Source organism: Pseudomonas triclosanedens (genome assembly GCF_026686735.1).
GTDB lineage: Bacteria > Pseudomonadota > Gammaproteobacteria > Pseudomonadales > Pseudomonadaceae > Pseudomonas > Pseudomonas triclosanedens.
The window spans coordinates 5,001,111-5,016,327 of sequence record NZ_CP113432.1; the positions used below are offsets into that span (position 1 = coordinate 5,001,111).

The 15,217-nt window shown below is 63.9% G+C and carries 16 protein-coding genes; 11 read left to right on the plus strand and 5 right to left on the minus strand.

Features of this window, described 5'->3' with window-relative positions; all coding sequences use genetic code 11:
• Positions 1-92 precede the first annotated feature (92 nt).
• The 3 genes from upp to OU419_RS23180 all read left to right on the plus strand — a co-directional run bounded on the left by upp (position 93) and on the right by OU419_RS23180 (position 3,180).
• Entirely contained in the window at positions 93-731 is a 639-nt protein-coding gene (gene upp, locus OU419_RS23170) for a uracil phosphoribosyltransferase (RefSeq protein ID WP_254470414.1), read from the plus strand.
• A 3-nt stretch (positions 732-734) separates the two neighbouring features.
• The gene (locus OU419_RS23175) at positions 735-2,024 is read left to right on the plus strand and encodes a uracil-xanthine permease family protein (protein WP_254470413.1); all 1,290 of its coding nucleotides are present in this window, start codon (positions 735-737) and stop codon (positions 2,022-2,024) included.
• A gap of 157 nt (positions 2,025-2,181) precedes the next feature.
• Positions 2,182-3,180 (plus strand): lysylphosphatidylglycerol synthase transmembrane domain-containing protein, encoded by a 999-nt coding sequence (locus OU419_RS23180; protein ID WP_254470412.1) that lies wholly within the window; start codon positions 2,182-2,184, stop codon positions 3,178-3,180.
• A gap of 3 nt (positions 3,181-3,183) precedes the next feature.
• On the opposite strand, the gene OU419_RS23185 is transcribed toward OU419_RS23180, so the two are convergent.
• Both OU419_RS23185 and purU read right to left on the minus strand, forming a co-directional pair.
• A complete protein-coding gene (locus tag OU419_RS23185) occupies positions 3,184-3,360 on the minus strand; it encodes a hypothetical protein (RefSeq protein ID WP_254470411.1) in 177 nt (58 codons plus the stop codon).
• An 82-nt stretch (positions 3,361-3,442) separates the two neighbouring features.
• Entirely contained in the window at positions 3,443-4,294 is an 852-nt protein-coding gene (purU, locus tag OU419_RS23190) for a formyltetrahydrofolate deformylase (protein ID WP_254470410.1), read from the minus strand.
• A gap of 259 nt (positions 4,295-4,553) precedes the next feature.
• Between purU and mvaT the strand changes: the two genes are divergently transcribed.
• On the plus strand, positions 4,554-4,928 hold the full coding sequence (mvaT, locus tag OU419_RS23195) for a histone-like nucleoid-structuring protein MvaT (protein ID WP_254470409.1): 375 nt from the start codon (positions 4,554-4,556) through the stop codon (positions 4,926-4,928).
• Positions 4,929-4,987: 59 nt separating this feature from the next.
• On the opposite strand, the gene sbcB is transcribed toward mvaT, so the two are convergent.
• Positions 4,988-6,418 carry an exodeoxyribonuclease I gene (sbcB, locus tag OU419_RS23200; protein WP_254470408.1) on the minus strand — a complete coding sequence of 477 codons (1,431 nt, stop codon included), beginning with the start codon at positions 6,416-6,418 and terminating at the stop codon, positions 4,988-4,990.
• Between the two features lie 143 nt (positions 6,419-6,561).
• On the opposite strand from sbcB, the gene OU419_RS23205 reads away from it, so the two are divergent.
• From OU419_RS23205 to OU419_RS23235, 7 genes are all read left to right on the plus strand, one after another.
• Positions 6,562-7,329 carry a DUF975 family protein gene (locus OU419_RS23205; protein WP_254470407.1) on the plus strand — a complete coding sequence of 256 codons (768 nt, stop codon included), beginning with the start codon at positions 6,562-6,564 and terminating at the stop codon, positions 7,327-7,329.
• 140 nt (positions 7,330-7,469) lie between these two features.
• Positions 7,470-8,159 (plus strand): RDD family protein, encoded by a 690-nt coding sequence (locus tag OU419_RS23210; protein WP_408004969.1) that lies wholly within the window; start codon positions 7,470-7,472, stop codon positions 8,157-8,159.
• Positions 8,156-9,142, plus strand: a complete 987-nt coding sequence (locus OU419_RS23215; RefSeq protein ID WP_254470405.1) for a stage II sporulation protein M — start codon at positions 8,156-8,158, stop codon at positions 9,140-9,142. Before OU419_RS23210 ends, OU419_RS23215 begins: the two co-directional genes overlap by 4 nt.
• Positions 9,129-10,709 carry a DUF4129 domain-containing protein gene (locus tag OU419_RS23220; protein ID WP_254470404.1) on the plus strand — a complete coding sequence of 527 codons (1,581 nt, stop codon included), beginning with the start codon at positions 9,129-9,131 and terminating at the stop codon, positions 10,707-10,709. Before OU419_RS23215 ends, OU419_RS23220 begins: the two co-directional genes overlap by 14 nt.
• Positions 10,706-11,965: a DUF4350 domain-containing protein gene (locus OU419_RS23225; RefSeq protein WP_254470403.1), complete on the plus strand. Its 1,260-nt coding sequence runs from the start codon at positions 10,706-10,708 to the stop codon at positions 11,963-11,965. Before OU419_RS23220 ends, OU419_RS23225 begins: the two co-directional genes overlap by 4 nt.
• Positions 11,962-12,969: an AAA family ATPase gene (locus tag OU419_RS23230; RefSeq protein WP_254470402.1), complete on the plus strand. Its 1,008-nt coding sequence runs from the start codon at positions 11,962-11,964 to the stop codon at positions 12,967-12,969. Before OU419_RS23225 ends, OU419_RS23230 begins: the two co-directional genes overlap by 4 nt.
• On the plus strand, positions 12,966-14,297 hold the full coding sequence (locus OU419_RS23235; protein WP_254470401.1) for a DUF58 domain-containing protein: 1,332 nt from the start codon (positions 12,966-12,968) through the stop codon (positions 14,295-14,297). Before OU419_RS23230 ends, OU419_RS23235 begins: the two co-directional genes overlap by 4 nt.
• A gap of 71 nt (positions 14,298-14,368) precedes the next feature.
• Here OU419_RS23235 and OU419_RS23240 read toward each other — a convergent pair whose 3' ends face one another.
• Together OU419_RS23240 and OU419_RS23245 are read right to left on the minus strand one after the other, a co-directional pair.
• Positions 14,369-14,728: a PilZ domain-containing protein gene (locus OU419_RS23240; RefSeq protein WP_254470400.1), complete on the minus strand. Its 360-nt coding sequence runs from the start codon at positions 14,726-14,728 to the stop codon at positions 14,369-14,371.
• A gap of 60 nt (positions 14,729-14,788) precedes the next feature.
• Entirely contained in the window at positions 14,789-15,211 is a 423-nt protein-coding gene (locus tag OU419_RS23245; RefSeq protein ID WP_254470399.1) for a DUF4124 domain-containing protein, read from the minus strand.
• Positions 15,212-15,217: the final 6 nt, after the last annotated feature.

Sequence of the window (15,217 nt, forward strand, 5' to 3'; positions counted from 1 at the left end):
CAGACGAAACTCGCCAACAATCGTGGCCCAAGGTAGCTAGGATGGATTACGCTACCGCAATTTTTTTGCCAGCCCGTCCGGAGACCCCGTCCATGCCCGTACTCGAGATCCGCCACCCCCTGATCCGCCACAAGATCGGTCTGATGCGCCGCCATGACATCAGCACCAAGAATTTCCGTGAGCTGGCCCAGGAAGTAGGTGCCCTGCTGACCTACGAAGCGACCAAGGACCTGCCGCTGGAGAACTACGAGATCGAGGGCTGGGCCGGTGCCGTACAGGTGGAAAAGATCGCCGGCAAGAAGATCACCGTAGTACCGATCCTGCGCGCCGGCATCGGCATGCTGGACGGCGTGCTCAGCCTGATTCCGGGCGCCAAGGTCAGCGCCGTGGGCGTTGCACGCAACGAGGAAACCCTGGAGGCGCACACCTACCTGGAAAAGCTGGCGCCGGACATCGCCGAGCGCCGCTCGCTCATCATCGACCCAATGCTGGCAACCGGCGGTTCGATGGTCGCGACCATCGACCTGCTCAAGCGCGCCGGCTGCAAGGAAATCCGCGCAATGGTGCTGGTGGCGGCGCCAGAAGGGATCAAGGCGGTCAACGATGCGCATCCGGACGTGCTCATCTATACCGCTTCGATCGACGAGCGCCTCAACGAGAACGGCTACATCATGCCCGGCCTCGGCGATGCCGGTGACAAGATCTTCGGCACCAAGCAGAAGGACACCTGATTCATGGCCGATGAATTCAACGATCCGCTGTGGCGCCAGATCGTCTCTGGCGCGCAGATGCTCTTCGTGGCCTTCGGCGCGCTGGTGCTGATGCCGCTGATCACCGGCCTGGACCCCAACGTCGCGCTGTTTACCGCGGGCTTCGGCACCCTGATGTTCCAGATCGTCACTGGCCGCCAGGTGCCGGTATTCCTGGCCTCCAGCTTCGCCTTCATCACCCCGATCATTCTCGCCAAGGGCCAGTTCGGCCTGGCCGCGACAATGGGCGGCGTGGTGGCGGCAGGCTTCGTCTACACCTTCCTGGGCCTGGCGGTGAAGATCAAGGGCACCGGTTTCATCGACCGCCTGCTGCCACCGGTGGTGATCGGCCCGGTGATCATCTCCATTGGCCTGGCGATGGCGCCGATCGCCGCCAACATGGCGATGGGCAAGGCAGGTGACGGTACCGAACTGATCCCCTACAAGACAGCCATGCTGATCTCCATGCCAGCGCTGGTTACCACGCTGATCGTGGCAGTGTTCGGCAAGGGCATGCTGCGCCTCGTGCCGATCATCTCCGGCGTGCTCGTGGGCTATGCGCTGTCCTTCGTATTCGGCGTGGTAGATGTGGCGAAGATCGCCGCAGCTCCCTGGCTGGAGCTGCCGAAGTTCACCGCCCCCGAGTTCAACTGGCAGGCCATCCTGTTCATCGTCCCGGTGGCGCTGGCTCCGGCCATCGAACACATCGGCGGCGTGATCGCCGTCGGCGGCGTGACCGGCAAGAACTACCTTAAGACCCCGGGCCTGCACCGCACCCTGCTGGGCGACGGCATCGCCACCTCCACCGCGGGCCTGTTCGGCGGCCCGCCGAACACAACCTACGCGGAAGTGACCGGCGCGGTGATGCTGACCAAGAACTACAACCCGAAGATCATGACCTGGGCGGCAATATTCGCCATTGGTCTCGCGTTCATCGGCAAGTTCGGCGCCATCCTGCAGAGCATTCCGGTACCGGTGATGGGCGGTATTCTCTGCCTGCTGTTCGGCACAATCGCCTCGGTGGGCATGAACACCCTGATCCGCCACAAGGTAGATCTGTCCCAGGCGCGCAACCTGTGCATCGTTTCGGTCACGCTGGTGTTCGGCATCGGCGGCGTACTGATCGGCACCGGCACCGGCCCGGACGACTTCGGCCTGAAAGGCATCGCCCTGTGCGCTATCGTCGCCATCGCGCTCAACCTGATCCTTCCCGGCGAGGAAGGCTGGCAGAACAAGGCGCTGGAAGAAGGCGCCAGAGAGAAATCGGCCGAGTGAGGCAACGGCGCCGCCTGGCGGCGCCTTTCCCATGCAAAGTTCGGCGAACGCGACCTGCCGATGGCGGTCCACTGCGCATGAAGGTTCGATTTCGACAGGAGGCCGCTCTCATCCGACTTGCCTCTCCCACACTCCCGCAACAGCCAAGGGTACTCACATGAGTCGCGCCTGGTGGCTGCTGCTCGGCCTGGTCGGTGCCTCGCTGATCCCTCTCGCCCTAGGCGGCAGGGAAATGCTCGACCAGGTGCTGGAGTTTCCTCTCGACAGCCTGCTGATCATGTTCGGCATGATCTGCCTGTGCTGGCTGATCAACGCGCAGAAACTACGCGTGCTGCTCAATGGCCGTGCCGGTGAAATCGGCCAGGCCCAGTCCGTCGGCATCATCATGGCCTCCGAGTTCGCCTTCTACGCCACGCCCGGCGGCACCGGCGGCCCGCTTACACTGATGGCACTATTGGCACGGCACGGCATGCGTCCGGCACAGAGCAGCGCGATCTTCGCCGTAGACCAGTTGAGCGACCTGCTGTTTTTCCTGTGCGCATTGGCGGCAGTGCTGGTATTCACCCTCTCCCACAGCGTCAGCCCGAATCTGGAAATGTCGCTGATCACCAGCGGCGTGCTGCTGGGCGGATTGTTCTTCGGAGTCGTGCTGCTGGCGCGCTTCCAGCGCCGGGTAATCCGTGCCAATGGACGGCTACTCAGACGCCTGGGGATGAAATCGCGTGCCCGGCTGCACTGGGCGCGGAAGTTGCTGCACTTTCGCGACACACTGCTCAGCAGCCTGCGCCAGCCCAGGCGGCGTCTTGCACTGATTTTCTTCCTCACCTGCTGCCATTGGACGCTGCGCTTCTCGGTGCTCTATCTCGTCCTGAGCGCGATGAACGTGGACCTGCATTGGGCCTGGACCTTCCTGATCCAGCTAATCTCGCTGGCCGCCGGGCTGGCCATGCTGCTGCCCGGCGGCGCCGGCGGCACCGAGTTGACTTCCGCCGCCCTGCTGGCGCCCCTGGTGGGCAAATCCACGGCAGCCGCGGCCATCCTCATCTGGCGCGTGGTGACTTACTACTTCTATCTGGTGATGGGCGCACCAGTCTTCGCCCTGCTCGCCGGGCGGCCTTTGCTGCGCAAGCTGATGGGGGCACGGGAAAGCGCCTGAGGCTCAATCGTCGGCAGGTTTGTCTTCAGGCTTTGGCTTCAAGGAATCCCAGAGTTCGGCGGCGCCGGGAAACTCGGTGCCATCGTCTTCGCTCAGGGCTTCAGGATCGTAGCGGCGGATACAGCCTTCGCCCAAGGTGGGCGGCGGGGTGGCGGTGCCGGGGCTTTTCGGATCGGTCATCACGGGACTCCTGCTCGGGCGCAGCGCCCACCGACCTTACGGGCGGCAGGCACATGCGGAGTACCCAGTGTAGTGAGGACTGTCAGTCGAACACTACGGTCTTGTTGTCGTGCACCAGCACGCGGTCTTCCAGGTGGTAGCGCAAGCCGCGAGCCAGCACCAGCTTCTCCACGTCCTTGCCCAGGCGTACCAGGTCCTCGATATTGTCACGGTGGCTGATGCGCACCACGTCCTGCTCGATGATCGGGCCGGCGTCCAGCTCCTCGGTCACGTAGTGGCAGGTCGCGCCGATCAGCTTCACGCCACGCAGCGAAGCCTGGTGGTAAGGCTTGGCGCCGACGAAGGACGGCAGGAAGCTGTGATGAATGTTGATTACCTGGTGGCGGTATTTCTGGCACAGATCCGGCGGCAGGATCTGCATGTAGCGCGCCAGCACCACGTTGTCTGCCTGGTGTTCGTCGATCAGGCGCGACACTTCTTCGAAGGCCGGTTGCTTGTTCTTCGAATCCACCGGTACGTGGAAGTACGGAATACCGTGCCACTCCACCATGCTGCGCAGATCGTTGTGGTTGGCGATCACGCAGGGAATCTCGCAATCCAGTTCGCCGCTGTGCCAGCGGTGCAGCAGGTCGGCCAGGCAATGCGACTCGCGGCTGGCCATCAGCACCACGCGCTTCTTCACCGAGGAGTCGGTGATACGCCACTCCATCGAGAACTCGCGCGCGATCGGCGCGAAGGCCTGGCGGAAGCCATCCAGATCGAACGGCAGGGAGTCGGCGCGAATCTCGTGCCGCATGAAGAACCAGCCGTTGTCATTATCGGAATGATGACTGGCCTCGGTGATCCAGCCGTTGTAGGTGGCCAGGAAATTACTCACCTTGGCGACGATCCCGACCCCGTCGGGGCAGGCGATCACCAGTCGGAAAGTGCGCATGGGTGTACTCCAGATACATCGCGAAGGCGGCCATTCTAGCGGCTGGCAGGGAAAAGTTCAGCACTCGGCGGGAGCGCCCGACGAGAGCCAATAAGGCTTGGCGAGACTGCTCCGGTTAAACCGGCGGCGACTATAACTAAGTTAATTGGTTAATTACCCACAAAAGTTTTCCCGAGAGTTTACTTGAACAACTTCGGTGACTATTATGGGTGCTACAAACTATCCGCCAACGCTGGACCTCAAGATTAAGGTACCCAACATGTCGCTGATCAACGAGTACCGTGCCACCGAAGAAGCCATCAAGGAACTTCAAGAACGCCTGAAATCCCTCGAGCAGGACGACAAGCTGAAGAAAGAGCTTGAGTTCGAGGAGAAACTCCGCGCTCTGATGGCCAGCTATGGCAAGTCCCTGCGCGATATCATCGCCCTGCTCGATCCGGATGCCAAACTGAGCAAGTCGCCGCGTGCGGCAAAGGGCACCGTCAGCAAGCGCGCACGCAAGGTGAAGCAATACAAGAACCCGCACACTGGCGAAGTCATCGAAACCAAGGGCGGCAACCACAAGACCCTCAAGGAATGGAAGGCCAAGTGGGGCGCCGATACCGTTGAGAGCTGGGCCACCCTGCTGGGCTAAGCCTTACGGCAATAAAGAACGCCAGCCTTGTGCTGGCGTTTTTTATTGCCCTGAAAATGCTAGAGGCCGTAGCGCTCGCGCAATGCGAGTGCATATTTGGCCCAGGCTTCGAGCACCGCACGATCATCCGCACTGGCATTGGCAATGTGCTCGCCCATTGCGCTGTCGAAGTTCTCCAGAGTATTGGGAGCGCCCCACTCCGCGGCATTCAGGCGCTGACGACAGAAATCACGCCATTGTTGCTGTTCCGTGGTAGACAAAGTTTCCGGGAAATTACGCGCCCTGTATCGGAACAGAAGTTCCGGCAGTCGCGGATCGTCGAACGGCCATTGCTCTTTCGCCAGCCGCTCCGGGTCCGCCTGGCGCACCTGTTCACACAATCGCCGATCACGGTCACCGATAAATCCGTCATACAACTGCTGCTCCGGATCTTCCGATGCGGAGAAACTTTCCTCGGTATAGATCGGTGCAAGTTTGTCCTGCCAGAGAGACTTGGCCTGGAGCAGCCGCTGCGCTGTCGCCAGGCAGCCGTCCAGATCGATGCCGATGCGTTCGCGGTCTTGCGGGCGCAGCACGTTCAGCGGTGCAACCACCGGGCAGCGATTGATGTGCAGAAGCTTCAGCGGCACCGGCAACTGCCCTTCGGCCAAGGCATCCCGGCGGGTATAGAGGCGCTGACGCAAGGTATCTGCATCGAGCGCCAGCAGTGGCGCGGGATCGGCAGCCAGGTCGCAGACGATCAGCGCATTACGGTTGCGCGGATGCCAGCCCAGCGGCAGGACGACCGACAGATAGTGCCGCGCCCCGGAGAAGCGCCCGGAGATATGTACCAGCGGTTCGTGCAGGCGAATCTGATCGAGCACGCCCTGCTTGCTGCGCAGGCGATAAAGATAGTCATACAGCTTCGGCTGGCGTTCGCGGATCAACCGCGCCAGGGCGATGGTCGCACGCACGTCGGAAAGGGCATCGTGAGCCTGCCCGTGATCGATACCGTTCGCTTCGGTCAGGCGCTCCAGCTTCAGCGTCACGTTACCGTCCTGCTGTGGCCAGACGATACCCTCCGGCCGCAGCGCATAGGCAGTGCGCACCATGTCGATCAGATCCCAGCGGCTGTTGCCGCCCTGCCACTCGCGCGCGTAGGGATCGAAGAAGTTGCGATACAGGCTGTAGCGCGTGACTTCGTCGTCGAAACGCAGGGTGTTGTAGCCCGCGACGCAGGTTCCCGGTTGCGCCAGCTCCGCATGCAGGCGAGTCATGAACTCGGCTTCGCCCAGTCCCTGGCTTTCCAGGCGCTCCGGCGTAATGCCGGTCACCAGGCAGGCGGCGGGATGCGGAAGGATGTCATCGCTGGGCCGGCAATAGAGGTTCAGCGACTCGCCGATCTCGTTGAGGCTCTCGTCCGTGCGGATGCCGGCCACCTGCAGCGGGCGGTCGCGGCGCGGGTCGATGCCGGTGGTTTCGTAGTCGTACCAGAAGATGCTGGCGGTCATGGCGCGTGTCCTTGCCTGCGGGCGGTGCGCCGCAGTCTAACAGTGCGGCCCGGCACAGTTCCAAAACGCGTCCCTGGCTCCACGCCAGCCCCAGCCTTTATGATGGCGATCGCAAGGAAAACCCACTGGAAAGGACTTCCCCCATGCAAGACATCACGTCGCAGAATCCCTATAGCCCGCCGCAGAGCAATCTCGGACCGAGCGCAGCGCCCGGCTCGGTTCCCTCCATCGCCGAGGCCCTGAACCGCGGCTACGACTTCCGCATCGGCGACCTGCTGGGCGAAGCCTGGCGCCTGACCAAAGGCACCAAGGGCATGATCGTATCCGGCTTCATCGTCTACATGGTGATAGTGCAGGTCATCAGCTTCGTCCTGGGCATGGCTCTGGGCCTGAGCTACGTCGCCAGCGGCACCGAAGCCGGCATGGGCATGGCAGTGCTGCAAATGGTGGCGGGCGTATTCGCCGCGGCGGTGGGCTACCCGTTCCTCGCCGGCATCAACATGCTCGGCATCCGCCGCGCCGCGGACCAGCCGCTCTCCTTCAACGAAATGTTCGGCCACTTCGGCCTGTTCGTTCCGCTGTTTATCACCGGTCTGGTGATGACGCTGCTGATCTACCTCGGTCTGCTGATCCTCGTGCTGCCCGGCATCTACCTGAGCGTGGCCTATATCCTGGCCATCCCTCTCGTGGTGGAACGCAAGCTCAGCCCGTGGCAAGCGCTGGAGACTTCGCGCAAGGCCATCACCCAGCACTGGTTCAAGGTCTTCGGCATGTTCCTGGCGCTCGGCGTAATCGTGCTGGTCAGCGCCATTCCGCTGGGCATCGGGCTGGTCTGGACGCTGCCGCTGGCAATCATCGCGATCGGCGTGCTCTACCGCACCATCTTCGGCGTGCTGCCACTGCCCAATTGATGCGGGATATTCAATTCTCGGCCAGCGCGGTTGCCTCCCCGCACCGTGCTGGCTAGCATCTGGCTTTCAGCCATCGACAGCGACTCCCCTTGACCGCAGCCGCATCTCCACGACCGGACGAACGTTCGTCCAGCCAGGCACTGGATACCCGCTACCACGTGGAGACCCCGGAGGGGATCGACCTGTTGCTGCGTCCAGCCGGCGTCATTCCGCGAGCGCTCGCCTACCTGATCGATCTGGGCATCCGCCTCCTGGCGATGTTCGCGCTGTTCATGCTGCTGGCGTTCCTCGGCCAGATCGGTACGGGACTGGGCCTGCTGCTCACCTTCATCACCACCTGGTGGTACATGGTGCTCTTCGAAGTCCTCAACCAGGGCCGCTCACCCGGCAAGCAGATGATGGGGCTGCGCGTGGTGCACGATGACGGCACCCCCATCGGCTGGTCCGCCTCCCTGCTGCGCAATCTGCTGCGCTTCGCTGACATCCTGCCCTTCGGCTACACCCTGGGGCTGCTCAGTTGTCTTTCCAACCCCGCCTTCAAACGCCTGGGTGATCTCGCCGCCGGAACGCTGGTCATCTACCGCGACCCGCCGCCCAGCCGTCCACAACTGCCGGAAACAGCCCCGGAACTGGCGCCGTGGCCGTTGAGCCTGGAAGAACAGCGCGCGGTAATGAGCTTCGCCGAACGTGCCGGCAATCTGTCCGCAGCGCGCCGCGAAGAGTTGGCTGGCATCCTCGCCGAGCCGCTGGGCGTTGAGCACGACCATGCCGAAGCACGCCTCAATGCCATTGCAAGCGGCCTGTTGGGCAATGGCCGGGGGCTCGCATGAAGCAGGCCGTATTCGAGCAGCGCTACCAGGGCTCCTGGAAGCGTTTCGGCAAGCGCCTGGAACAACTGGAAAGCGGCAAGCGCCAGGAAGCGTCCGACCGCCCCGATGAGTTCGCCGCAGACTATCGGCGTATCTGCCAGCAACTTGCACTGGCCCAGGAGCGCGGCTATAGCAGCCACCTGATCGACCATCTGCAGCAACTGGCCATGCGCGGACACCAGCAGTTCTATCGTCATCGCAGCCATCTCGGCACTCGTATCCTCGGCTTCATCACCGCAGGATTTCCGCGCTTGGTGCGCGAAGAGTGGCGCTTCATCCTGGTCGCCAGCCTGCTGTTCTACGGCAGCGCGCTGCTCATGGGCCTGCTGACCTACCACTTCCCCGACCTGGTCTACAGCGTCATGGCACCCGAACGCGTCGCCGAGATGGAGTCCATGTACTCCCCGGAAGCACGGCGCCTGGGCCCGATGAGCGAACGGGACACCGGCGATGACTGGCAGATGTTCGCGTTCTACATCATGAACAACATCGGCATCGCGTTTCAGACCTTCGCCAGCGGGCTGCTGTTCTGCCTGGGCAGCCTGTTCTTCCTGTTTTTCAACGGCCTGATGATCGGCTCGGTAGCGGGACACCTGACGCAGGTTGGCTACATCGAAACCTTCTGGTCTTTCGTGATCGGCCACGGCGCCTTCGAACTGACCGCCATCACCTTCGCCGGAGCCGCCGGGCTGAAACTCGGTTGGGCATTGCTGGCGCCCGGTCGCCTCAGCCGCATCGACGCCTTGCGCTACGCAGCCTCACGGGCCGTACAACTGGTGGGGGGAGTGATCCTGCTACTGCTGATCGCCGCCTTCGTCGAAGGCTACTGGTCGTCGACCACTCAAGTATCAGCCACCGTGAAGTACATCGTCGGTGCAGTCCTCTGGCTGCTGGTCGGCGGCTATTTCATCCTTGTCGGACGGGCCAGCCATGCGCCTGACTGACGCCAGCGTCGCCATCCGCCCGCGCAGCCCGTGGGAAGCGCTGGACCTCGGCATCCTCCTGTCACGCCGCCACGCCGGAATATTGATGGCTAGCTGGGCACTGGTCAGCCTGCCGGTGTTCGTCCTGCTCAGCGCACTGCTGTGGAACCATTCGAGCTGGGCGATCCTGCTGTTCTGGTGGCTCAAACCGGCGTTCGAACGCCTGCCGCTGTACATCCTGTCGCGCGCGCTGTTCAACGATGCACCGACACTGAAACAGGCCCTGCGCGCCTTCCCCGGCCTGCTCCGCAACCAGTTGCTGCCCAGCCTGCTATGGCGCCGCTTCAGCCCCACGCGCAGCTTCGATCTGCCGGTGCTGCAGCTCGAAGAACTGAAGGGCCAGGCGCGCAGCCAGCGCCTTGTCGTGCTCGGCCAGCGCAATGCAGGCGGCGCCGGCTGGCTCACCGTAGTCGGCCTGCTGTTCGAACTGGCACTGTGGCTCGGACTCTCGGCGCTGCTATATCTGCTGCTGCCACAGCAGTGGGTCTCGGACTGGAAATGGCAGTCGCTGGTCAGCATCGCCCAGACCGAATGGGTGTGGGTGGAGCATCTGAGCAACCTGCTCTACGCCCTGTTGCTGATCGTCTGGGAGCCCGTCTATGTCGCCTGCGGCTTCACCCTTTACCTGAATCGTCGCACCGAGCTGGAAGCCTGGGATGTCGAACTGGTCTTCCGCCGCCTGCGCCAACGCCTGATCGGCAGTGCGTATGCCCTGCTGCTGGTTATTGCCGCCTGCCTCGCGCCGCTGCCAGGCACCTCCGCATGGGCAGCCACCGCTAGTCAGAGCTGCCCACTGCCCGACCAGAACCCCGATGGGCCCCAAGCCCCGCGTCTGCTGAACCAGGCCTTGACCAGCGACCAGTCTCGTCACGAAGTGGACGCGATTCTCGGCGCACCGCCCTTCCGCAATAGCAACACAGTCACCCGCTGGCGGCTGACCGATCCCAAGGAAGCCAAGAGCAAGCCCCAGAACTCCAGCCAGGACCAGAGCCTGAAGGAATTCTTCGATGCGCTGGAACACTGGCAGGTTTTCAAGTCCCTCGCCCAGATCATCGAAGTGCTGCTATGGGGCACGCTGCTCAGTGTCATCGTGCTGCTGGTGTGGCGATACCGTCAGTGGCTAGTGCTGTTCGCCGGCCGCATTGGCCTGCCGCAAAGTCCGCGACGAGAAGTGCCAAGCGTCCTGTTCGGCCTCGAACTCGCACCGCAAAGCCTGCCCGACGACGTCGCCAGCGAGGCCGAGCGCCTGTGGGACGAACAGCCGCGCGCCGCGCTGGGGCTGCTTTACCGCGCCCTGCTGAGCCGGCTGCTGCATGACTTCCGCATGCCGTTGCGCGACTCCACCACCGAGGGTGAAGTGCTGGCGCAAGTCGACGACCTCGACAACCCGCCGCTGGCCCGCTTTGCCCATGCGCTGACCCTGCAATGGCAGGCACTCGCCTACGGCCATCGACCGCCGCAGGAAGGTCTGAAGCAACGCCTGTGCGGTGAGTGGCGCAACCTGTTCGGCAACGAGGTACGCGCATGAAGCGTCCCTACGTTGCGCTGATCACCGCCGCCGTCCTGCTCATGCTGGGCGCAGTGGGCTACTACCTCTATACCCATCTCAAACCGTACCCGGAGACCGTCGAACTCGGCCCGTCCCCGGAAGTTCGCGCCAACGCCTACCTGGCCGCGGAAACCTACCTGCGCGGGCGCGGCCTGAAGGTCAGCACCGCCAAGGGCCTGGAAGGGCTGGATCGGTTGCCGAGCGAAGGCCAGACCCTGATCCTGCTGGGCAGCCGCGAAAACCTCACACCGGCCCAGAGCAGCCGGCTGCTCGATTGGGCGTCCCGCGGCGGACGCCTGATAGTGACCGCCGAGCGGCTGTGGGACGAGGACCAGGGCAAGAGCGGCGACCTGCTGCTCGACCGCCTGGGCGTCCAGCAATTCCTCACCGAAGACCTCGACAAGGACCAGGAAAAAGACGGCCCTCCGGCCAAGGACGCTGGCGCGGACGAAGCCAGCCACACCGACACCGAGGAGCCGACAGAGCCTCTGGAAGAATCGTCTGGCAATGCCGAGGAAGACGATCCCTACCCGCTGCTGACCAAACTCTACCTGGAAAACGAACGGGCACCGGCCTACATCGACTTCGACACCGACTACCACCTGTTCGACTCGAAGAACCTCGCCTACGCCTGGGCCAACAGCTCCGACTCCACCCACCTGCTGCAACTGCAGCATGGCAAGGGTCTGGTCACCGTGCTTACCGACAACTGGATCTGGCAGAACGACCAGCTCAGCGACTACGACAACGCCTGGCTGCTCTGGTACCTGACCCAGGACAGCGCCGTCACCCTGGTCTACCGCGCCGACGGTGAAAGCCTCGCCACCCTGCTTGGCCGCTACTTCCCCCACGCCCTGGTCGCCCTCGCCCTGCTCATTGCCCTGACGCTCTGGCGCCAGGGACTGCGCCAAGGCCCGCTGCAATCCAGTCCAGTCCCCGGACGCCGGCAACTGGAAGAACATCTGCGCGCCGGCGCCGACTTCGTTCTCCGCCAGCGTGGCCAGATCGCCCTGTTGCAAGGTCTGCAGCGCGACATCCTGCGCCGCGCACGGCAGCGCCAGCCCGGTTTCGAACGCCTGCCGGTCGCCGAACAATGGCAAACGCTCGGCCGCATGACGCGGCTGCCGGTCACCGCCATCAGCCAGGCCATGCGCCCCTACTCGCAGCAACGCATGGCCATCGCCGAATTCACCCGCCAGGTCGCCAACCTGCAAAGCCTCAGGAATGCCCTATGAGCGAACAGACACCTGATCAAGCCAGCCCGTCGTCTAACCCGGCCGCCCAGCGCCAACGCGCCAGTCAACTGGCCCAGGCGCTGCGCCATGAACTGCAGAAGGCCCTGATCGGCCAGCAGGGCGTGATCGACGATGTATTGACCGCGCTGCTCGCCGGCGGCCATGTCCTCATCGAGGGCGTGCCGGGGCTGGGCAAAACCCTGCTCGTGCGTGCCCTCGCCCGCTGCTTCGACGGCGGCTTCGCACGCATCCAGTTCACCCCCGACCTGATGCCCAGCGACGTTACCGGCCACGCGGTCTATGACCTCGCCACCGAGCAGTTCAAGCTGCGCAAGGGGCCGGTGTTCACCAACCTGCTGCTGGCGGATGAAATCAACCGCGCCCCGGCCAAGACCCAGGCGGCACTGCTGGAAGTGATGCAGGAACGCCAGGTCACGCTGGAAGGCCGCGCCCTGCCCGTGCCGCAACCATTCATGGTTCTGGCGACCCAGAACCCCATCGAACAGGAAGGCACCTACCCGCTGCCCGAGGCGGAGCTGGATCGCTTCATGCTCAAGCTGCGCATCGACTACCCCCAGGAAGCCGAGGAGCAGACCCTGGTGCGGCAGGTCACCCGCTCGGCGCGCAGCGACATGCTAGACGTCGCGCCGATCCGCGCGCTGCTCAAGGAAAAGGACGTGCTGGCGCTGCAGAGGATCGCGGCGGACCTGCCCATCGACGACCAGGTGCTGGACTACGCCGTGCGCATCGCCCGCACCACCCGCAACTGGCCGGGCCTGGCGCTGGGCGCGGGCCCGCGCGCGTCCATCGCCCTGGTGCGCTGCGCCCGCGCACGGGCACTGCTGCGCGGTGGAGACTTCGTAGTCCCCGATGACATCAAGGGCAGCGCCCTGGCAGTACTGCGTCATCGCGTGCGCCTGTCGCCGGAACTGGATATCGAGGGCCTGTCGGTCGACCAGGTACTGCAACAACTGCTCGATCAGGTACCGGCGCCGCGCGTATGAAGCCATCGCGCGCCCTTCTCGCGCTGCTCGGAACCCTGCTGGCCATCGCCATCGCGCTGGGCAGTGCAGACGCCCTGGGCTCTCCGGCCCCGGCACTGCTCGCGCGGCTATGGTGGGGAGCCTTGTGCGCCCTGCTCCTGCTGGCGCTGATCGATGCCTTGTGGCTGCGTCGCCTGCCTTCGCCGCGCCTGGAACGACAACTGAGCGGCAACCTGCCGCTGGGGCGCTGGAGTGAAGTTCGCCTGCAATTGCACCATAGCTACACGCAGGCGCAACGGATCACGGTATTCGATCACCTGCCCGCCGGCATGGAGTTCGAACACCTGCCACAGGTGGTGGAGCTGCGCCCCGGCGAGCAGACGGAACTGGGCTATCGCGTACGGCCGTTATCGCGCGGACACTTCGTCTTCCCGCGCTGCGAACTGGAACTCGCAAGCCCGCTGCGCCTCTGGAAAGGGCGTCGCTACCTGGAGAAGCGCGACGAAACCCGCGTCTATCCCGATTTCGCGCGTATCTATGGCGCCGAGCTGATGGCCGTCGACCACTGGCTGAATCGCATAGGCGTGCGGGCCGGCCAGCGTCGCGGCCTCGGCCTGGAGTTCCATCAATTGCGCGAATTCCGCGATGGCGACACCTTGCGCCAGATCGACTGGAAGGCCACGGCGCGCAAGCGCACGCCAATCGCTCGCGAGTACCAGGACGAGCGCGACCAGCAGATTCTCTTCCTGCTCGACTGCGGCCGCCGCATGCGCAGTCACGATGGCGACCTGTCGCATTTCGACCATGCGCTCAATGCCAGCCTGCTCCTGGCCTATGTCGCCTTGCGCCAGGGCGACGCGGTGGGCCTGATGACCTTTGCCGGCAACCAGCAACGCCACCTGCCACCGGCCAAGGGCAGCGCACAGTTGAGCACGCTGCTCAATGGCGTCTATGACCTCGATAGCAGCCAGCGGCCAGCGGATTACTCCGCTGCGGTCCAGGCGGTGCTCACACGCCAGCGGCGGCGGGCACTGGTGGTGATCATCACCAACCTGCGCGACGAGGACGACGAAGACCTGGTGGCCGCGGTGAAACGCCTGGGCCGGCAACATCGCGTACTGGTAGCCAGCCTGCGCGAAGAGGTGCTCGACCGGCTGCGGCAGGCGCCAGTGGAAGGTTACGAGCAAGCGCTGGCCTATTGCGGCACGGTGGATTACCTGAACGCCCGCGCCGGGCTGCATGAAAAGCTCATCGCCCACGGCGTGCCCGTGCTGGATGCCCGGCCCAACCAGCTAGGGCCGGAACTGGTCAGCCGCTACCTGGGCTGGAAGAAAGCCGGGGCGCTGTAGATCGCACCTCCGCCGGAGCTCCTGTCCGTGGAACCCGACACCGTACAGGTCGGTTCAGCGCATCCCGCGGCTCAGACCGACTCCACCTGACGGCGAAAACTGAAATAACGGCGCAGCGCTTCGACCAGCTCGACGTACTCCGCCGGCGGCGCCACAAGGCTGAAGCCCGAGTCGAAATTGCCCGGGTTGACGTCTTCGCGGCACCATTGGCACGTCGCGGAGAATTCGATCAGTTGCAGCTTGCCGTCATGGCCGGGAATCTTCAGGCGCATGTCGAAGCGGCCGCCCACCAGCATCGGCAGTTGGCTGATCAGCAACAGCCCGTCCAGCGACACATTGCCCAGGTAGCCCATCGGTTTGTCGGTGATGCTGTTGAACACCTTCAGGTAGTAAGGCAGCTGATGGCGCTCGATATGTCGTTGATGACGCATAATGGCGTTTCGCTATGAAATATCGGCCAGTATGACGATGCCGCCCGCGCAGGGCCAGTCCTAACGACAACCTTCCGCCAGTCGCGCCTCAAGGGAGCGACGAGCGGCGTCGATCTGTGCATCGCTGTAATAGGTTCGTTCACCGTCACTGCCCTGCGTGAAATACCGTCCACCGTGGCTGAGCGTGCTCAGATTGTGGCGCAGACGATCACACTGGGCATCCTGCGTGGCCTGTTGCTCGGCAGCTTTCTGCTGGGCGGCGGCCTGTTCGTCACGGCGTGCATCGTAGAACCGGCGGGTGCGCTCCTCACGCTCGCGGGTCGCGTCATCACGCTCGACGACCTGCGGCTTCACCTCGATGCGTTGCGCTCCCGGCGGTGGGGTTTCGCTGAAATGCACCTTTCCCTGTTCGTCGGTCCAGCGATAGATCTCGGCGGTCGCCAGCAGCGGGAAAAACCAGGCGCAGAGCCACAGGGCGCGCATTCCAAC

Bases quoted from the DNA above. Each gene is read 5' to 3' on its own strand.
- OU419_RS23185 (WP_254470411.1), bottom strand. From the start codon at position 3,360: ATGACCGATCCGAAAAGCCCCGGCACCGCCACCCCGCCGCCCACCTTG.
- OU419_RS23235 (WP_254470401.1), top strand. From the start codon at position 12,966: ATGAAGCCATCGCGCGCCCTTCTCGCGCTGCTCGGAACCCTGCTGGCC.
- OU419_RS23220 (WP_254470404.1), top strand. From the start codon at position 9,129: ATGCGCCTGACTGACGCCAGCGTCGCCATCCGCCCGCGCAGCCCGTGG.
- sbcB (WP_254470408.1), bottom strand. From the start codon at position 6,418: ATGACCGCCAGCATCTTCTGGTACGACTACGAAACCACCGGCATCGAC.
- OU419_RS23240 (WP_254470400.1), bottom strand. From the start codon at position 14,728: ATGCGTCATCAACGACATATCGAGCGCCATCAGCTGCCTTACTACCTG.
- OU419_RS23205 (WP_254470407.1), top strand. From the start codon at position 6,562: ATGCAAGACATCACGTCGCAGAATCCCTATAGCCCGCCGCAGAGCAAT.
- OU419_RS23230 (WP_254470402.1), top strand. From the start codon at position 11,962: ATGAGCGAACAGACACCTGATCAAGCCAGCCCGTCGTCTAACCCGGCC.
- purU (WP_254470410.1), bottom strand. From the start codon at position 4,294: ATGCGCACTTTCCGACTGGTGATCGCCTGCCCCGACGGGGTCGGGATC.
- OU419_RS23245 (WP_254470399.1), bottom strand. From the start codon at position 15,211: ATGCGCGCCCTGTGGCTCTGCGCCTGGTTTTTCCCGCTGCTGGCGACC.
- mvaT (WP_254470409.1), top strand. From the start codon at position 4,554: ATGTCGCTGATCAACGAGTACCGTGCCACCGAAGAAGCCATCAAGGAA.
- OU419_RS23180 (WP_254470412.1), top strand. From the start codon at position 2,182: ATGAGTCGCGCCTGGTGGCTGCTGCTCGGCCTGGTCGGTGCCTCGCTG.
- OU419_RS23175 (WP_254470413.1), top strand. From the start codon at position 735: ATGGCCGATGAATTCAACGATCCGCTGTGGCGCCAGATCGTCTCTGGC.
- OU419_RS23215 (WP_254470405.1), top strand. From the start codon at position 8,156: ATGAAGCAGGCCGTATTCGAGCAGCGCTACCAGGGCTCCTGGAAGCGT.
- OU419_RS23225 (WP_254470403.1), top strand. From the start codon at position 10,706: ATGAAGCGTCCCTACGTTGCGCTGATCACCGCCGCCGTCCTGCTCATG.
- upp (WP_254470414.1), top strand. From the start codon at position 93: ATGCCCGTACTCGAGATCCGCCACCCCCTGATCCGCCACAAGATCGGT.